16 protein-coding genes and 1 pseudogene are annotated in these 14,767 nt (G+C 63.5%); 6 read left to right on the top strand and 11 right to left on the bottom strand.

Features of this window, described 5'->3' with window-relative positions:
* Nucleotides 1–32 precede the first annotated feature (32 nt).
* The gene (locus F6X37_RS08765; RefSeq protein ID WP_090803682.1) at nt 33–965 is read left to right on the top strand and encodes a recombination-associated protein RdgC; all 933 of its coding nucleotides are present in this window, start codon (nt 33–35) and stop codon (nt 963–965) included.
* A 3-nt stretch (nt 966–968) separates the two neighbouring features.
* Here the strand turns inward: F6X37_RS08765 and F6X37_RS08760 are convergent, their stop codons facing one another.
* From F6X37_RS08760 to F6X37_RS08740, 5 genes are all read right to left on the bottom strand, one after another.
* Complete coding sequence (locus F6X37_RS08760) at nt 969–1,826, bottom strand: FecR family protein (RefSeq protein ID WP_262419840.1); 858 nt, start codon at nt 1,824–1,826, stop codon at nt 969–971.
* A 565-nt stretch (nt 1,827–2,391) separates the two neighbouring features.
* Nucleotides 2,392–3,612 (bottom strand): MFS transporter, encoded by a 1,221-nt coding sequence (locus F6X37_RS08755; protein WP_187611003.1) that lies wholly within the window; start codon nt 3,610–3,612, stop codon nt 2,392–2,394.
* 83 nt (nt 3,613–3,695) lie between these two features.
* On the bottom strand, nt 3,696–4,172 hold the full coding sequence (locus tag F6X37_RS08750) for a VOC family protein (RefSeq protein ID WP_187611002.1): 477 nt from the start codon (nt 4,170–4,172) through the stop codon (nt 3,696–3,698).
* A gap of 67 nt (nt 4,173–4,239) precedes the next feature.
* Entirely contained in the window at nt 4,240–4,725 is a 486-nt protein-coding gene (locus tag F6X37_RS08745; RefSeq protein ID WP_187611001.1) for a VOC family protein, read from the bottom strand.
* 143 nt (nt 4,726–4,868) lie between these two features.
* Entirely contained in the window at nt 4,869–6,431 is a 1,563-nt protein-coding gene (locus F6X37_RS08740; protein ID WP_187611000.1) for an SH3 domain-containing C40 family peptidase, read from the bottom strand.
* Nucleotides 6,432–6,589: 158 nt separating this feature from the next.
* Between F6X37_RS08740 and F6X37_RS08735 the strand changes: the two genes are divergently transcribed.
* Nucleotides 6,590–7,015 carry a molybdopterin-binding protein gene (locus tag F6X37_RS08735; protein ID WP_187610999.1) on the top strand — a complete coding sequence of 142 codons (426 nt, stop codon included), beginning with the start codon at nt 6,590–6,592 and terminating at the stop codon, nt 7,013–7,015.
* A gap of 37 nt (nt 7,016–7,052) precedes the next feature.
* On the opposite strand, the gene F6X37_RS08730 is transcribed toward F6X37_RS08735, so the two are convergent.
* The gene (locus F6X37_RS08730) at nt 7,053–7,493 is read right to left on the bottom strand and encodes a hypothetical protein (RefSeq protein ID WP_090803691.1); all 441 of its coding nucleotides are present in this window, start codon (nt 7,491–7,493) and stop codon (nt 7,053–7,055) included.
* A 174-nt stretch (nt 7,494–7,667) separates the two neighbouring features.
* Here F6X37_RS08730 and F6X37_RS08725 point away from each other — a divergent pair, with 174 nt between their 5' ends.
* Nucleotides 7,668–8,168 (top strand): GAF domain-containing protein, encoded by a 501-nt coding sequence (locus F6X37_RS08725; protein ID WP_018419924.1) that lies wholly within the window; start codon nt 7,668–7,670, stop codon nt 8,166–8,168.
* A gap of 237 nt (nt 8,169–8,405) precedes the next feature.
* On the opposite strand, the pseudogene F6X37_RS36735 reads toward F6X37_RS08725, so the two are convergent.
* The 3 genes and pseudogenes from F6X37_RS36735 to F6X37_RS08710 all read right to left on the bottom strand — a co-directional run.
* Nucleotides 8,406–8,594: pseudogene (locus F6X37_RS36735) on the bottom strand (VOC family protein); the annotation flags it as partial.
* A 378-nt stretch (nt 8,595–8,972) separates the two neighbouring features.
* Nucleotides 8,973–9,476, bottom strand: coding sequence for an ImmA/IrrE family metallo-endopeptidase (locus tag F6X37_RS08715; protein WP_410451213.1), 504 nt, complete (start codon nt 9,474–9,476; stop codon nt 8,973–8,975).
* 23 nt (nt 9,477–9,499) lie between these two features.
* Entirely contained in the window at nt 9,500–9,805 is a 306-nt protein-coding gene (locus tag F6X37_RS08710) for an XRE family transcriptional regulator (protein WP_187610996.1), read from the bottom strand.
* Between the two features lie 244 nt (nt 9,806–10,049).
* On the opposite strand from F6X37_RS08710, the gene F6X37_RS08705 reads away from it, so the two are divergent.
* The 3 genes from F6X37_RS08705 (at nt 10,050) to F6X37_RS08695 (ending at nt 11,930) form a co-directional block, all read left to right on the top strand.
* Entirely contained in the window at nt 10,050–11,096 is a 1,047-nt protein-coding gene (locus tag F6X37_RS08705; RefSeq protein ID WP_262419839.1) for a hypothetical protein, read from the top strand.
* 115 nt (nt 11,097–11,211) lie between these two features.
* Complete coding sequence (locus F6X37_RS08700) at nt 11,212–11,538, top strand: hypothetical protein (protein ID WP_316251948.1); 327 nt, start codon at nt 11,212–11,214, stop codon at nt 11,536–11,538.
* A 134-nt stretch (nt 11,539–11,672) separates the two neighbouring features.
* Entirely contained in the window at nt 11,673–11,930 is a 258-nt protein-coding gene (locus F6X37_RS08695) for a hypothetical protein (protein WP_187610994.1), read from the top strand.
* 559 nt (nt 11,931–12,489) lie between these two features.
* Here F6X37_RS08695 and rng read toward each other — a convergent pair.
* Together rng and F6X37_RS08685 are read right to left on the bottom strand one after the other, a co-directional pair.
* Nucleotides 12,490–13,959: a ribonuclease G gene (gene rng, locus F6X37_RS08690; RefSeq protein WP_184059381.1), complete on the bottom strand. Its 1,470-nt coding sequence runs from the start codon at nt 13,957–13,959 to the stop codon at nt 12,490–12,492.
* A 9-nt stretch (nt 13,960–13,968) separates the two neighbouring features.
* Nucleotides 13,969–14,598, bottom strand: coding sequence for a Maf family protein (locus F6X37_RS08685; RefSeq protein WP_187610993.1), 630 nt, complete (start codon nt 14,596–14,598; stop codon nt 13,969–13,971).
* Nucleotides 14,599–14,767 lie beyond the last annotated feature (169 nt).

The raw sequence follows: 14,767 nt of genomic DNA, 5'->3' as shown, positions 1-14,767 counted from the left end.
ATATTGCGCTTTGCCTAAATCCGACTTCGCTCATGTGGTTCAAAAACCTTCAGCTGCACCGTCTGCCCGCGCCGTGGTCCGTTAACCCTGAACAGATGCAGAAGTGGCTCGCGCCGTACGCGTTCGCGCCCGGCCAGAGCATCGAGATGCAGGCCCAAGGCTGGGCGCCCCCGCGCGACGGCGACTCGCTGGTCTACGCAATGAACGGTCAGATGCTGCTGACGTTCCGTGCCGAGAAGAAGCTGCTGCCCGCGTCGGTCGTCACCCAGGTCACGCGCGAGCGCGCGGCCGAGCTCGAGGAGCAGCAGGGCTTCAAGCCGGGCCGCAAGCAGATGCGCGATCTGAAGGAGCAGGTCACCGACGAGCTGCGGCCGCGCGCGTTCAGCATCCGCCGCGATACGCGCGTGTGGATCGATTGCACGAATGGCTGGCTCGTGATCGACGCGGCGTCGCAGGCGGTCGCCGACGATGTGCGCGGCCTGCTCGTGAAGTCAATCGACCAGTTGCCGCTGATGACGGTGCGCGTCGCGCAGTCGCCGGTCGCGGCGATGACCGGCTGGCTGCTCGACGGCGACGCGCCGGCGGGTTTCACGCTCGATCAGGACACCGAGCTGCGTTCGCCCGCCGAGGGCAACGCGACGGTGCGCTATGTCGGGCATGCGCTGGACGCCGAAGACATGCGCCGCCACATCGAGGCGGGCAAGCAATGCATGCGGCTTGCGATGACGTGGAACGATCGCGTGTCGTTCGTGCTGACGCCGTCGCTGACGATCAAGCGCGTCGCGCCGCTCGACGTGCTCAAGGAAGCGAGCGACCCGACCGCGCAGAACGACGACGAGCGCTTCGATTCCGACGTCGCGCTGATGACGGCCGAGCTCGACCGCATGCTGCGCGATCTGCTCGATGCGCTGGGCGGCGAGCAGGGCGAGCAAGGGTTCGCGTTGCCGCAGGCCGTCGCGGCCTGAGCGTCAGATTCTCGCGCTGTCGAGCGCTTCGACGACGGTCCAGTAAGGCGTGATCGAGCGCAAGCGGATCGGGTAGGTCCGCTGCAGCAGCGCGAGCGTCGCGTCGGTATCGGTGAGCTGATAGATGCCCGACACGCGCAGATCGGCGACGTCGGCGGCATAGCGCAATACGCCGGCGTGATAGCGCGCGAGTTCGTCGACGAGATCCGCGATACGCATGTTGTTCGCGTAGAGCAGGCCACGCGTCCACATCGCCTCGCGCGGGTCGAGCGCTTGCGGCGCCGCGACGCCGAAGCGTGTCAGCGTGCACCGTTGGCCTTGCGTCAGCACCAGCGCCGCGCCTGATGCCGGCCTCACCAGCGCGTCGCCGCGAAACGCGGCCACGCGTGTGAAACCATCCCCTTGCCTCACGCTGAACTGCGTGCCGCGCGCTTCGACGACGCCTTCGGCCGTCTGCACGAGCAAAGGCGCATGAGTCGTTCGGGCGCCCGGTGCGCCGCCAACATCGCTCACGGGCCGCACCATGATTTCCCCTCCGAGCAGATCGACGCGCCGAACCTTCGCCTCGAACGCGGCGTTGATCGCGCTCGCGCTGCCCAGCGTGATATGAGTGCCGTCCGCCAGCAGCACGTCGTCCAGTTCGCCAGTCGCGGTGTGGAATTCGGCGGTCCACATCTGCCACGGCAAGCGGCTCGCGAGCCAGCCCGCGGGCGCGGCGATCGCAAGCCCCCAGAGCGTTTTCAGCGCGCGCCGCCGTCCCTGCGACACGCCGGCAGCATCCGCGTCTTCGCGTAGCGCGGGGCCGACGTCCGCGGGCACGGCGCCGGTTTCGCGCCGTAATTGCTGCGCTCGCCGAAGCATTTGGTTAAAGATGCGGTACTCCGGACGCATTTGACAAATGTGATTTAAATTGAATTTAGCAGATCGGGATTTAACGATTTATATCTGTTAATAATGATTTGCGGCGGATATTCGGATCGAGTTCACAGCGAATTGACTCAATACCTTATCCTAAGCGGAAGCGTAGGCCCAGATTGCGTCAGGGCATGCAGATCCATTGTCATCGATACAAAAAATTTAGGCTATGTATGGATCGTTAATTTTCGTGAATTCTTAAGCAGAAATGCGGCTAATTGCGCTGCAATAGAACGTGGCATTTTTGTCACGAATTACAGCGTGCCGGGTTTAGCTGACGAGCGTGTAAATCTGATGAAACTCTTCGCATGCGCACGGCGCTGACGACGGTCTGCGCACAGCCGGCCACTCATGAACCCCGGTAAAACTCCGTGCGCTGCCGCACCTTCGATGCAGACGAAAAAACGACAGGCGTATCAAAGGCTTGCGGATTTTTCCGGGAAGTTATGCACAGATTTGCCAACAAAAACTGTGGGTAACTTCGAGCGTGTCGTCGCGCGTCGAAGCGCCGTTAGTCTTCGAGCGCCCACGCGCGCTTGCGGCGCTGCAGCGCCGAGCCGATCGATACCGCCGCGCCGATGCCGCCCATCGTCAGCGACAGCGCGACGATCAGTGGGCCGGTTTGGGTGCTCGCCGAGAACACGCCGACGAGCAGGCCGGCGAGCGGCTGCGTCAGGTTGTTCAGCAGAATCGCGACGCCGATGGTCTTGCCGTAGTCCTCGGGCGGGATGATCTGCAAACGCGCGCTGCGGATGTAGACGTTGAACATCTTGTCGAAGCCGACGATCAGCAGGAAGCCGAGCGCATAGCCCCACGGCGACGCGCTCGCGCCTGCGATCACGCCGCCCGCGCAGATCGTCACGAATGCGACGAGACCGAGCACGCGCGCCGGCCATCCGGCGCGCGCAACCGTCAGCAGCACCAGCACCGTGGCGAGCGCGCCGGCCGTTTGCAGACCGGCGTAGTAGCGGCTCGATTGCGCATGCAAACCCGTCACCATCGCCGCCGACGTCGCAAGCGTGACACCGATGACGAGGTTCTCCGCGGCCGCGAACATGATGACCTTCTTCAGGCCCGGCAGCGTCCACACGTGATCGAGCGCGATGCGCAGCGGCGTGGTCCAGTGGGCGGCGGGCGTGAGCGATCGGGCGGACACAGGCGAAGGCGCGCGAAAGCCGCTCAGTCGCTGCCAGACGAACAGTGCGGCGTCGGCGCACAGAAACAGCACGCCGGTCGCGGCGACCACCGATTCCCAATGCCACACACCGAGCAGCAACGCGGCGAGCATCGGCCCAAGCACGAAGCCGAGCTGATCGGCCAGTTGCGAATACGCGAGCACCTTCTGGATCTGCTGCGTGCTGAAGATCTGCGGCAGCATCACCTCGCGCGCGACGAGCCCTTGGCTCGTCAGCACGCCGCACGCGGCCGACAGCGCGATCAGCCAGCCGATGCCGCCGAACAGCGCATACGCGGCGATACCGCCGAAGCATGCGAGCGCACGCACCGCCTGGCTCAGCCGCATCAGGCGCAGCGGTGGAAAGCGATCGCAGAGCGCGCCGAAGAACGGGAACACGAGGTAGCGCGGCAGCGTTTCGATGAAAAACGCGAGCCCCGACCACGAGACCTGGCGCGTCGTTTGAAACACCACGAGCGGCACCAGAAAGAGCAGGATCTGATCGGCGAGACGCGCGATGAACAGCGAGCAGAAGAAGGCCTGATGGTTGACGCGCACCGTGGTTGTCTCGCCGTGTTGGGGTCGAGACCGATCCTATCAAAAGATCGCGCGGGCGAGGGGGGCGCCCGCTGGCCGCCGTCCTATTCGCCGCGATACGCCTGTTCGAGCGGCGCGATATCGAGCTTGACCATCTTCATCATCTGCGCCATCACGCGGCTTGCCTTGGCGCGATCCGGGTCGCGCAGCATCTGCAGCAGCACGTTGGGCGCGATCTGCCACGACACGCCGAAGCGGTCCCGCAGCCAGCCGCATGCCCACGGCTCGCCGCCGCCGTCGAGCAGCTTCGACCAGTAGCGATCGATTTCCTCCTGCGAGTCGCAGTGCACGAACAGCGAGATGGCCGGCGTGAATTTGTATTGCGGGCCACCGTTCAGCGCCATGAACTCCTGGCCTTCGATTTCGAAGGTGACGGCGACGACCTTGCCCGCCGGTCCTGGGCCGGCGTCCGTGGCGTGCAGCGTGGTGGCGATGCGCGACGCCGAAAACACCGACGTGTAGAACTCCACGGCTTCTTCCGCGTTGCCGTCGAACCACAGGCACGGCGCGATTTTCTGCATGACGTTGCTCCTTCGGGATTGGTGTCGGTGGGCGTGGGCGTGCGATTGCCCGACGCCCATCGGCCGCTCACTTCTTCTCTTGGGACGAACAGTCCATCGCGGCCATCGCCTGCTGGATTTCCTCGGCGCTCAGGTCGCGCTTGTGCGTCGCGAGCGACCAGTTGTGGCCGAACGGGTCCTTGACCTGGCCGTAGCGGTCGCCCCAGAACATGTCGGTGACGGGCATCGTGACGGTCGCGCCCGCGTCGACCGCCTGTTTGAAACTCGCGTCGACGTCCGGTACGTAGTGGTGAATCGTGACCGGCGTGCCCTTCAGCGTGTTCGGGCCGAAGCTTTGGTGCTCGGGCCATTCGTCGGTCAGCATCAGCATGGAGTCCCCGATTTTCAGGGTCGCGTGCATCACCTTGCCGTCGGGGCCCGGCAGACGGATCTGTTCGACGGCGTTGAAGGCTTTCGTGTAGAACGCGATCGCTTCGGCGGCGTTCTTGCAGATCAGGTACGGCGTGAGCGAGTGCATCCCGTCCGGGATCGGTTTGGCTGCGGCGCTGGACATGACGGTGACTCCTTGAAGTAACGGTTCCTCAGGGGAAAGATCGGCTGCATGAGCTGGGTCTTCAACGTTACGACGAGTTGGTCACCGTCGGATCGACACTCCGAAAAAAATATTTTCAGGCGCGGGGGAGGGCGGCCCGCCATTTATCCCGCCGGATTGTCCTCGTCCGCCGGCGGCGCGGACGACGGCGCCGTGCTGCCCACCGGCGCGCCGAGGATGCTGATCTGGAACGTGGGCGTCGCGGCGAGCGACTGCAGCGTCGCGTCCTCGGGGATGCGCTCGTCGAGCGGCAGGATCACCGAGCCGCCGATGACCGCGCGCCGGCTGTTGTCGGCCGGGCGCAGGCCCCACACGTCCTGATAGACGACGGGGACCGTGGCGCCGTTGCGCGTCGTGTTGCCGAGGTACAGCATCACGTGGCCGCCGATGTAGATCAGCGTGCGCAGCGGCACGCCATGCCGCGCCAGATAGTCGAGCCGTTCGGCGGGTGTCGACTCCGACAGATCGACCATGCGGCCGGCGCTCATCTGCGTCGACGAATGGCGCGGCAGCCACACGCCGAACGCGGCGAAGATGCTTTGCAGTTCCGACGAACAGTCGTTGTAGAGCCCGCTATTGCCCCAGCCGTACGGCCGGCCGATCAGCGCCTTCAACAGCATCGCGAGATGGCGCGGCGTCGCGGCGAGCGGCATCGGCGTGATCTGCGTGGCGTCGAGCGACGCGGTGCGGATCAGCGCGCGGCCGTCGACGTCGCGCGCGGGAACGAGGAGCTGGAGTGTGCCTGCATTGGTGCTGGTCGCGGCTGGCGATGCCGAGGCACCCGCCACCAGCGGCAGCATCGTCCCGGCCGGGGCAGCGAAGCGGAACACGCCGTGGCTGTCGTTGACCGCCGCCGACGCGACGATCACCGCCCCTAGCGACTTCCCGGCCGCCGCGCGCCATTGATCGATGAAACCATCGTCGGCGAACGCGACGCCGTCGCTGCGCACCCAGCCCTGCACGTCGGGCGTCTGCACGTAATGCCACGCGCCGTCGACGCTGCTACCGAGCACATAGAGCGGCGTGCCGGGTCGCACCGCCGAGATCTGCAGGTTGTCGAACGGATAACCCTCGCCGGCCAGGCGATGGTCGTAGAACGACGGATCGGTGGTAGGCAACTCGCGCACCATCAGGTTGCCGGTCGCGATCGCGCGCCGCTCGGGCTGATAGACCGGTGTTTGCGTGAACTGCGCGACGTTGATGTTGCGCGCGATCGCGTCGATCCACGCCTTGTCGTGCGGCCGGAAGTTTTCGCCGTAACCGATCACGCCGCCGCGCTTGCCGGTGTTGTCGAATCTGTCGATGCGGCGCTGTTGCAGTGCCGCAATGTCCTCGCCCTGCTCGCGAAACACGCGTGTCGTCACCCAGGCGGGATTCCACGGCGACGGCGCGTTCTCGCCCGTGCCGAAGTAGCGCGCGAACAGCGCGTCGAAATGTGCGCGCTGCTCGGCGGCGCTGAGAAACGGCCGATCGTAGTCGGGGCTGTTCGGATCGAGCCAGTGATCGACGTTCTGGTCGTAATGGGCGAGCGAAAACAGCGTGACGTTGTCGACGAACGCGTGCGTGCCGCGCGGCGGCGTTGGCGTGCTGCACGCGGCGAGCGTCGCGACGGCGACGCACAGCACGACGGCGCGGCAGGCACGGCGGGAGAGAACGGCGACGGGCATAAAGATTCGGCGTATGAGGTGCACGGCCAAGATGATACGGTGTCGGCGATGCGCACGGCGCATCGGATGTTGGGCGGGGACGCGCGCGGCTTCGATTACACTCGCTTTATCCGCCCACCCGCGCGTCGCCACGCGCGACAATCGCCAGGGAGTCCGCCATGAAAACCAGCGCACGCAATCAGTTCAGCGGCGAAGTCACCGACGTCAGGCACGGTGCAGTCAACGACGAAGTCACGCTGCGCACGCCGGACGGTCTCGAGGTCGTCGCGATCATCACGCACGGCAGCGCGAAGTCGCTCGGGCTGGCGACCGGCAAGCAGGCGTTTGCGCTCGTGAAGGCATCGTCGGTGATCGTAATGGTCGATGTCGCGAGGCAGCAGGTGTCGGCGCGCAACTGCATCGAAGGGACCGTCGCGGCGGTGACGAAGGGCGCCGTCAATTCGGAAGTGACGATCAGTGCCGGCAGCGCGCAGATCGCGGCGATCATCACGAACGACAGCGTCGAGCGCCTCGGCCTCGCGAGCGGCAAGGCGGCGACGGCGGTTTTCAAGGCGTCGAGCGTGATCATTGGGGTCGATCAGTAAAAGGCCCGGGCCTCTGGGACGGGTACTCAACGAGCTCTCACTGATCGCGGATGGCGCGAACGATGATCCCGTCCCATCCAAAAACAATCCTGTGAGCGTCCATCCGGAAGATCGCAAAACAATTGTCGCTATCTACGACAACGGTTGTAGCGGGCAACCCGGTTTCATTCACGCGAAGGTCGAACTGTTTCTTCAACGCCGAAAGCGTGTCAATTCGCTTGACGGTAAAACCTGTGTTGGGCTTGCAGGTTTCACTGTCGAAGCTCATGGATTGCGGCGTAATTGTCATCGTCATGCCGAGAATCCGTTTTGCTTCGGGGATGCCACCAGAAATATCGGCATAGTCAACTACATCGGTCACGACCCAATTGCCGATGAAATCATTAATCGTAGCGTGTGGTGGTGTTTGTGCCGCGCACACGCTTGCCGAGGCGGTCAGCGTGAGAGCCACATACGAAAAAAGCTTGTGGCCTGTCATTGCGCCGACTGCCGGAAGGGAGAAACCAAGGACGGAGAGTCGAGAACCGACGGGGACGGCGAGCGTAGACGCGCGGCGCGTGTCACAGCGTTCGACACCCGCGCGCGGGGATTGCGCTTGCTTTACACTTCACCCCTTACCGCTTGCCATCCCGCTCTGATCACGGACGCCGTCATGTTCGAAGTTTCCTCCACCTCGCATCTGCCCAAAGCCGCGCAATATGAAGAACTGGTCGCGCAGGCGCGCGCGCTGCTGGCCGGCGAAACGGACTGGATCGCCAACGCCGCGAATTTCTCGTCGTTCGTCTTTCATTCGTTGAGCGATCTGAACTGGGCCGGCTTTTACTTTCACGACGGCCGCGAACTGGTGGTCGGCCCGTTCCAGGGCAAGCCCGCGTGCGTGCGCATTGCGCTGGGCAAGGGCGTCTGCGGTACGGCCGCGCAAACCCGTCAGACCCAGGTCGTGCGCGACGTGCACGAGTTTCCCGGCCATATCGCATGCGATTCGGCGTCGCAATCGGAAATCGTCGTGCCGCTCGTCGCGCCCGACGGCACGCTGATTGGCGTGTGGGATGTCGATAGCCCGGTCGTCGCGCGCTTCGACGAGGAGGACGCGAAGGGCATGGAAGCGTTGTGCGCGGTGTTCATCGAGGCAGCGCTGCCGCGCGGCGTGTAGCGTCGCCGGTCCGCTCCGGTTCGGCCAGCAAGTCGCGTACCGCGACCTGCAACGGAGGGGCAGGAACGCATCACGCGTCGGCGCGATGTTCGCGAAGGCGCACGCGGACCCGACCCGCACGCCGATGTTGGCCGCGTTGGGCACGTGGGCCAGGTCGCCGGATGCGTCGTTGGCTGGCCGCAATCTGCACCAGAGGGCGCAGGCTGTGTTGGAGCAGACGGGGTGTGACGTGGCGGCTTAGAGGTTAGGGCTTGAGGTATGACAGACGGCCTCGACGCGATTGCCAGCCGGGTCGACCAGAAATGCCGCGTAATAGTCGCGGTGATAGTGAGGCCTCAAGCTAGGCTCTCCCTGGGATTTGCCACCAGCCGAGAGTCCTGCTTTGATGAATGCATCGACGTGATCTCGGGACGGCGCTTTAAAGCAACAGCAGCCGAGCCGGACTTCGAGGTCACGGCCCACTGGCTCACGCAGTTCGGCCCGATCGCGACCGTTGAGCAGATTGCGCGACTGGCCGCCGAGGGCGTGACCGTCAAAGCGTCCCATGGGCGCTACTTCGCCGGTCTGAGTCTGCGCAACCTCTGGCGGCGCACGCTCGACCAGCAGGCCGAGGCGCGGTTCGACGACGACGACCCGCTCAGGCAGGCGCAGATCGACAACCTGTGCAGCCGCACGCGGATTAACGATCTCGAACTGTCGAAACTCGAGGGCGAACTGATGCCGGTTGCGCAGCACGCCGAACAGGTGGCGGATCTCGCGAAGTATTTCGCGACGTTTCTGGATTGGCGCTCTTCAATGCGCTTTTTATTTTCCCGCAGCGTACAGCTTGAGTTGATACTCCGCAGCGTCGTACGACACCCCACACTCGCGGGCAACGTCGACCGCGCTCATGCCGACTACAAGGTGTTTCGGGACCAGCAGTTCTCCCTGAAACGCTTTGGCCTGCCATTCCGGATCTTCATACGACTTGAGTTCGCCTCCGAAATGACTGTGCAAGGCGGGCGATCGAGCGTGCAACAGGTAGTGCCCCGCTTCGTGCGCAACTGTCCCGCGATCCCGGCCTTCATCTGCATATGCCCGGTCGTAAATGTCCTCGCGGATCTTGATGCAGACTGAATCGCCATCCCGTTCGGTTAGCCCATGCGAGTCGCCAAGCTCATCATATTCCGCCACTTCGAAGCGGTATTTCTTATCCAGGCGCGGAAACGCATGTTCGACCAGTTGAAGCACAGGGAACCATAACCTGCCTTCCAGGCCCAACGACCGCCGAAGATTGTGGGCAACCACCCTGATTTCGGCGCGCTTCATCGGCAAAGCGCGGAAGGCATGCATCATTTATCTCCCTTCGGCTTGAACAAGAACATGTTCTGTTTCAACTGCGAAAGCTCTTCGTCGGACAGTTCATTGAAGCGGCGAGCAAGCGCCACGGCAACGCCACGCCGGTCTGCCGACTGTCCGTCCAGGTCGATCGTGACGCTTCGTTGCGATTCGTCGATCGCTTTCCGAAGCTTCAATGCTTCTTTCTTCGGAAGGGCGTACATCAAAGACAGTTTTGTGCCCCATTCGGCCGGAACGCTCTTCTTGCCAGTTTCCACGGCCGACAGGAACGCCGATGTAACCAGCAGCTTTTCCGCCATGTCCTTGAGCAGCTCCGAGTGCTGGTGCCGCAAGCTACGGACAAACTCCCCAAACGCAGTAGTCGTGATTTCCCCCTCGCGACCACGTGAAATAACCTCATGAGGTTATTTCGTCAACCCCCACCGGTTAACGCGTGCCGACTGAGATATACGGCTCGTTAGGCCCCACCCAGGCCATATCCCAAAAACCCAGCGCGGCAATCATCTGCTAGGTTTACGCCGTCACACGGATAGAGACCATCGTATGCCCTGGAACTCGCTAGAAATTCCGCTGGAGTGCAGCTGGCAGTGCACGCTGCATGCCGCCAGCCAGTATCACAGCATGGAGCGAGAACGGCGCAGCAGCCTGTTTTGGGATCGAGATAGCAGCCGCTCGCGAGGCTGGTCGTCGTTCATGAGGGACGACAGGCGGGACGAAGAAGACGCGCGCAGGCAGCTTGAACAGGACCGGCGGGATTTCGACAGGTATTTCCGGCCACGCCTGGACCTGCGGACGATCACGGGCGGTCAGGCTCTACGCGAAATCCAGATCTATGTCAGGGATGCGCTGGGTCTCTCGCACTGGAACCTGCCGACCGACAACGCAAGTATCGAGCGCGTTCTCAGGCAGGCGGTGAAAGATGGGCGGCTCGTCCCGGTGGTCCACCGTGACCGGCGTTCCGCGCTGGGGCGTGTGTACAGCCCCACCCCTGCACCGCTGCGCTGGCCGTCATCAGGGGGTGGAGGTGGAACCTACTGGAGCCGCTCACCCAATCTGTTCCCGCCCGGCATCACCTCATTCAACGGCGAGCCGGTCCTGTCAGGCCCGTACGATCCGGCCACGTGGGAATCGCGACTGGTCGCCGCGCGCGCTGCGATGGGCGGCAGTAGCAGCGGCGGCGCCCTGCTTGGGGTAGTCGAGGCCGTGGCCGGTGCACTTGTCGGCGGCAACGCGGACATGGGCGAAGGTGACGGTGTGGCCGAGGGGTTCGCTGAATCGGCCGCGGGTACATCGACGCCGTTCAGCGGTGCGCATCCGTTCGAGTACGGCGACGACGCTGTGTCCGGTGATTCCTTCGATCTTGCGGGCAACCTGACGCCTAACAAGGGCGCGGCCGGCAGCTGGTACACGAACCCCGGCAGTGGCCAAATGCGGATGTACGGGCAAGACGGTTTTCCAGTCGTTGATTTGATTTCGACCACGACCACGGGCAAGGCATCCCGCATGCCCACAACTGGGAGGACGCGGGCGGCCCCTTTCCCATTCGTGGGCCCGGTGTGCGGTTTTCGCCGCTACCGTGAACGCCGGTAGCCGACCATCCTGCAAGCAATCACACCCTTTCCTACCTTTGCCACTCATGAAAACCAGACATAGCTATCACGACGCCGAGCTGGTCGGCTGCGCATATTCGCGCACGGATTCCACCGTGCTGCTCAGCTTCGAATGCGCGGACGGCGCTGTGCCGAAACTGTTGTTCTCCGGAGTCTCGGCCGTACGCGTCAACGATTTCTGCCAGCAGAACGTGGTGTCGCGCCTGCTCATTTCGACGTCGCATGCGTTCGCGTCCGACGAGATTCGCACCTATGCAAATTGGGCAAACAGCCAGCACGACTATCGCGCAGCGATGACGGACGAGAAGGCGCAGACGATCGATGCAGCCATTGCTGCAAAAAAGTCCATCCTGTTCGTACTGGAGCCGTCCGTCGGTGCGGAAGTCGTCGCGGTGTGCCACGGGGTTCAGGAGATTGATTGACCTCCCTCGCGTCGCGAGAGGGAGGCGCTGCTTCGAACCGGGGAAATCCCGCTTCTAAAGATCAAGCGCGCCGCCGGCCGGGTCCAAAACCGCTTCGATGCCATCACACATTGACCGATACGAAGGAGTAAGCGATGTCTCTGCTGAAAAGCCGCATTACCGCGACCGACAGGAAGCTCGACGAACTGAAGCAGACCCGCAAGGTCGCTGACAAAGCGCGCCGCCAGGCGCACAAGCAGACGAAGGCGGACCGCGAGCGCAAGGTGCAGCTCGTCGGCGAAGCGGTTCTGCGGCGCGTGGATCGCGGCGAGTGGGCTGAGGCTGAATTCAGGCAGATGATGGACGATGCGCTATCCCGGCCCGCTGACCGGGCGCTGTTCGATCTGGATTGAACGAGACACGGCGAGGCATGGCGGCAGCGCGTCGCTGTGCGCCCTATGATATAAGCGACACCGTTACGTCAGAGGCAAACCGTCATGAATCGGGATCGGCTAGCGACGGCTCGGCGCGAGGCCGTAAGACGCATTGCGTATAGCCTTGCCGACAGCGGCAACTATGCAGACTGTCAGGCGGTTGAAAAAGCGCTTCGCGCCCGTTATGGCGTGCTTAATTCCCGCCAGCTGCTTGCCAATCCGATCGTGCGTGCCACAATTGATCAACGCTGCGACGCCGCGCGGCCGAAACATCACGCAGCATGACGAGCAACGAATGCAGACCTAACCGGCAGCCCATGGCCGCATGGAGCGCCTATGTCCTTGCCGCGACCCTTTTATCGTTGATCGCTATTGGCGCGATTCTGCTCGATGGGTGGACATCACTGGGCGAATGTCGATAGAGCGTCATCAGTACAGGAAGGGCTCGCCGGAGCGATCCGTGCGGGCCTTTCTTTTCTGAGTTCGAATTCTGACGGTCACGGGAACGGCCCGTTGATCCTCGTTCAGCATTTGGCGATTACATCAACACAATGTCGTACTGCTCCTGACTCAAATTCGACTCCACCTGCAACGACACCGGCTTGCCGATGAAATCGATCAGCATCGCCAGATGCTGCGACTCTTCCTCGAGAAACAGATCGATCACCTGCTGCGAAGCGACCACGCGAAACTCGCGCGGATTGAACTGCCGCGACTCGCGCAAAATCTCCCGCAACACGTCATAGCACACCGTGCGCGCAGTCTTCACTTGCCCCTTGCCCTGGCAAATCGGGCAAGGCTCGCACAGCACATGCGCGAGCGACTCACGCGTACGCTTGCGCGTCATCTCGACGAGCCCGAGTTGCGAGAAACCATTGACGGTCACCCGCGTGCGATCGCGCGACAACGCCTTCTTCAATTCGCCTAGCACCTGGTCGCGATGCTCGACGTTTTCCATATCGATGAAATCGATGATGATCACGCCGCCAAGATTCCTTAGCCGCAGTTGCCGCGCGATGGTATGCGCGGCTTCGAGGTTGGTCTTGAAGATCGTGTCGTCGAAGTTGCGCGCGCCGACGTAGCCGCCGGTGTTCACATCGATCGTCGTCATCGCCTCGGTCTGGTCGATCACGAGGTAGCCGCCCGACTTCAGATCCACGCGACGCGATAGCGCGCGCTGAATCTCGGCCTCGATGTTGTACAGATCGAACAGCGGCCGCTCGCCGGTGTAGTGGTGCAGCTTCGACGATACCGCCGGTGTGAACTCGGCCGCGAAATCGGCGAGCATCTGATGCGTCTCGCGCGAATCGACCTGGATGCGCGACGTTTCATCGTTGACGAAATCACGCAGCACGCGCTGCGCGAGATTCAGATCCTGGTAGAGCAGGCTGGTGGGCGGCATGCGCTGCCCCTGCGACAGAATCGTCGCCCACGTCTTGCGCAGATACGCGACGTCGGCTGCGAGCTCTTCGCTCGTCGCATCCTCGGCGATCGTGCGCACGATGTAGCCGCCTTTCTCGTCGGCGGGCAGCACGGCGGTCAGACGCGCACGCACGGCCTCGCGCTCGGCTTCGCTTTCGATTTTCTGCGAGATGCCGATGTGCGGCTCCTGCGGCAGATACACGAGCGTGCGCCCGGCGATGCTCACTTGCGTGGACAGCCGCGCGCCCTTGGTGCCGATCGGGTCCTTGACGACCTGCACCATCAGCGTCTGACCTTCGAAGACGATCTTTTCGATCGGCTGATGCGGTGTTTGATGTTGCGCTTCGCCGGCGATGCGCGGATGCCAGATGTCGGCGACATGAAGAAACGCGGCGCGTTCGAGGCCGATGTCGATGAACGCCGATTGCATGCCGGGCAGCACGCGCACGACCTTGCCGAGATAGACATTGCCGACGCGGCCGCGCGACAGCGTTCGTTCGACATGAAGTTCCTGGACGGCGCCCTGTTGAACGAGCGCGACGCGCGTTTCCTGCGGCGTGACATTGATCAGGATTTCTTCATTCATGGTGTTGTTCTAGAAGTCGATGCGCGCTGCACGCAGGAGGGCAGCGGTTTCAAAAAGCGGCAAACCCATAATACCCGAATAGGACCCGTCTATATGCTCGATAAACTCCGCCGCGCGTCCCTGCACGCCATACGCCCCCGCCTTGCCGAGCGGCTCACCGCTCGCCGCGTAGCGACGCAACGCGTCTGCGTGCACTGCAGCAAAACGCACCTTCGAGACCGACAACGCCGCGGGCAGCAGCGCGCCGTTGGCATCGATCACGGCGAGCGCGGTCAGCACTTCGTGCGAGCGGCCCGCGAGACGTGTGAGCATGGCGACCGCATCGCCGGCATCGATGGGCTTGCCGAGAATCGCGTCGTCGATCGTGACGGTGGTGTCGGCGACGAGTATCGGCCGCACCACGTGACCGCCGTCGAGGAGCCGCGCGCGGGCCGCTTGCGCCTTCGCGATGCACACGCGCTGCACGTAGTCGCGCGCGTGTTCGCCGGGCCGTTCGGCTTCGAGCGCTTCGGCGTCTTCATCGGGGCGCGGCAGCAGCAATTCGAAACGCACGCCGAGCTGTTGCAGCAGCTCCTGGCGGCGCGGACTTTGCGAGGCGAGGTAGACGAACGGATGCAGCGAAGCGGAGGGCGTGGGCATGTACGGGTCTCGATGAAGCGGGAAACGGATGGCGCGGGGTGGTGAACGCGGGTGGGCGTGGAAGAGTGAGCGGGCGAGGTTGACCCGGTGATCCAATCGATGCGCTGCATCCACTAGCGGCATCGATGCACGGCGCGTCGGGCGCATCATCGCACGAAGCGGCGGCAAT

It is taken from the genome of Paraburkholderia sp. 31.1 (genome assembly GCF_014397645.1).
GTDB classification, from domain to species: Bacteria; Pseudomonadota; Gammaproteobacteria; order Burkholderiales; family Burkholderiaceae; genus Paraburkholderia; species Paraburkholderia tuberum.
This window is presented reverse-complemented; position numbering and strand designations above follow the sequence as displayed.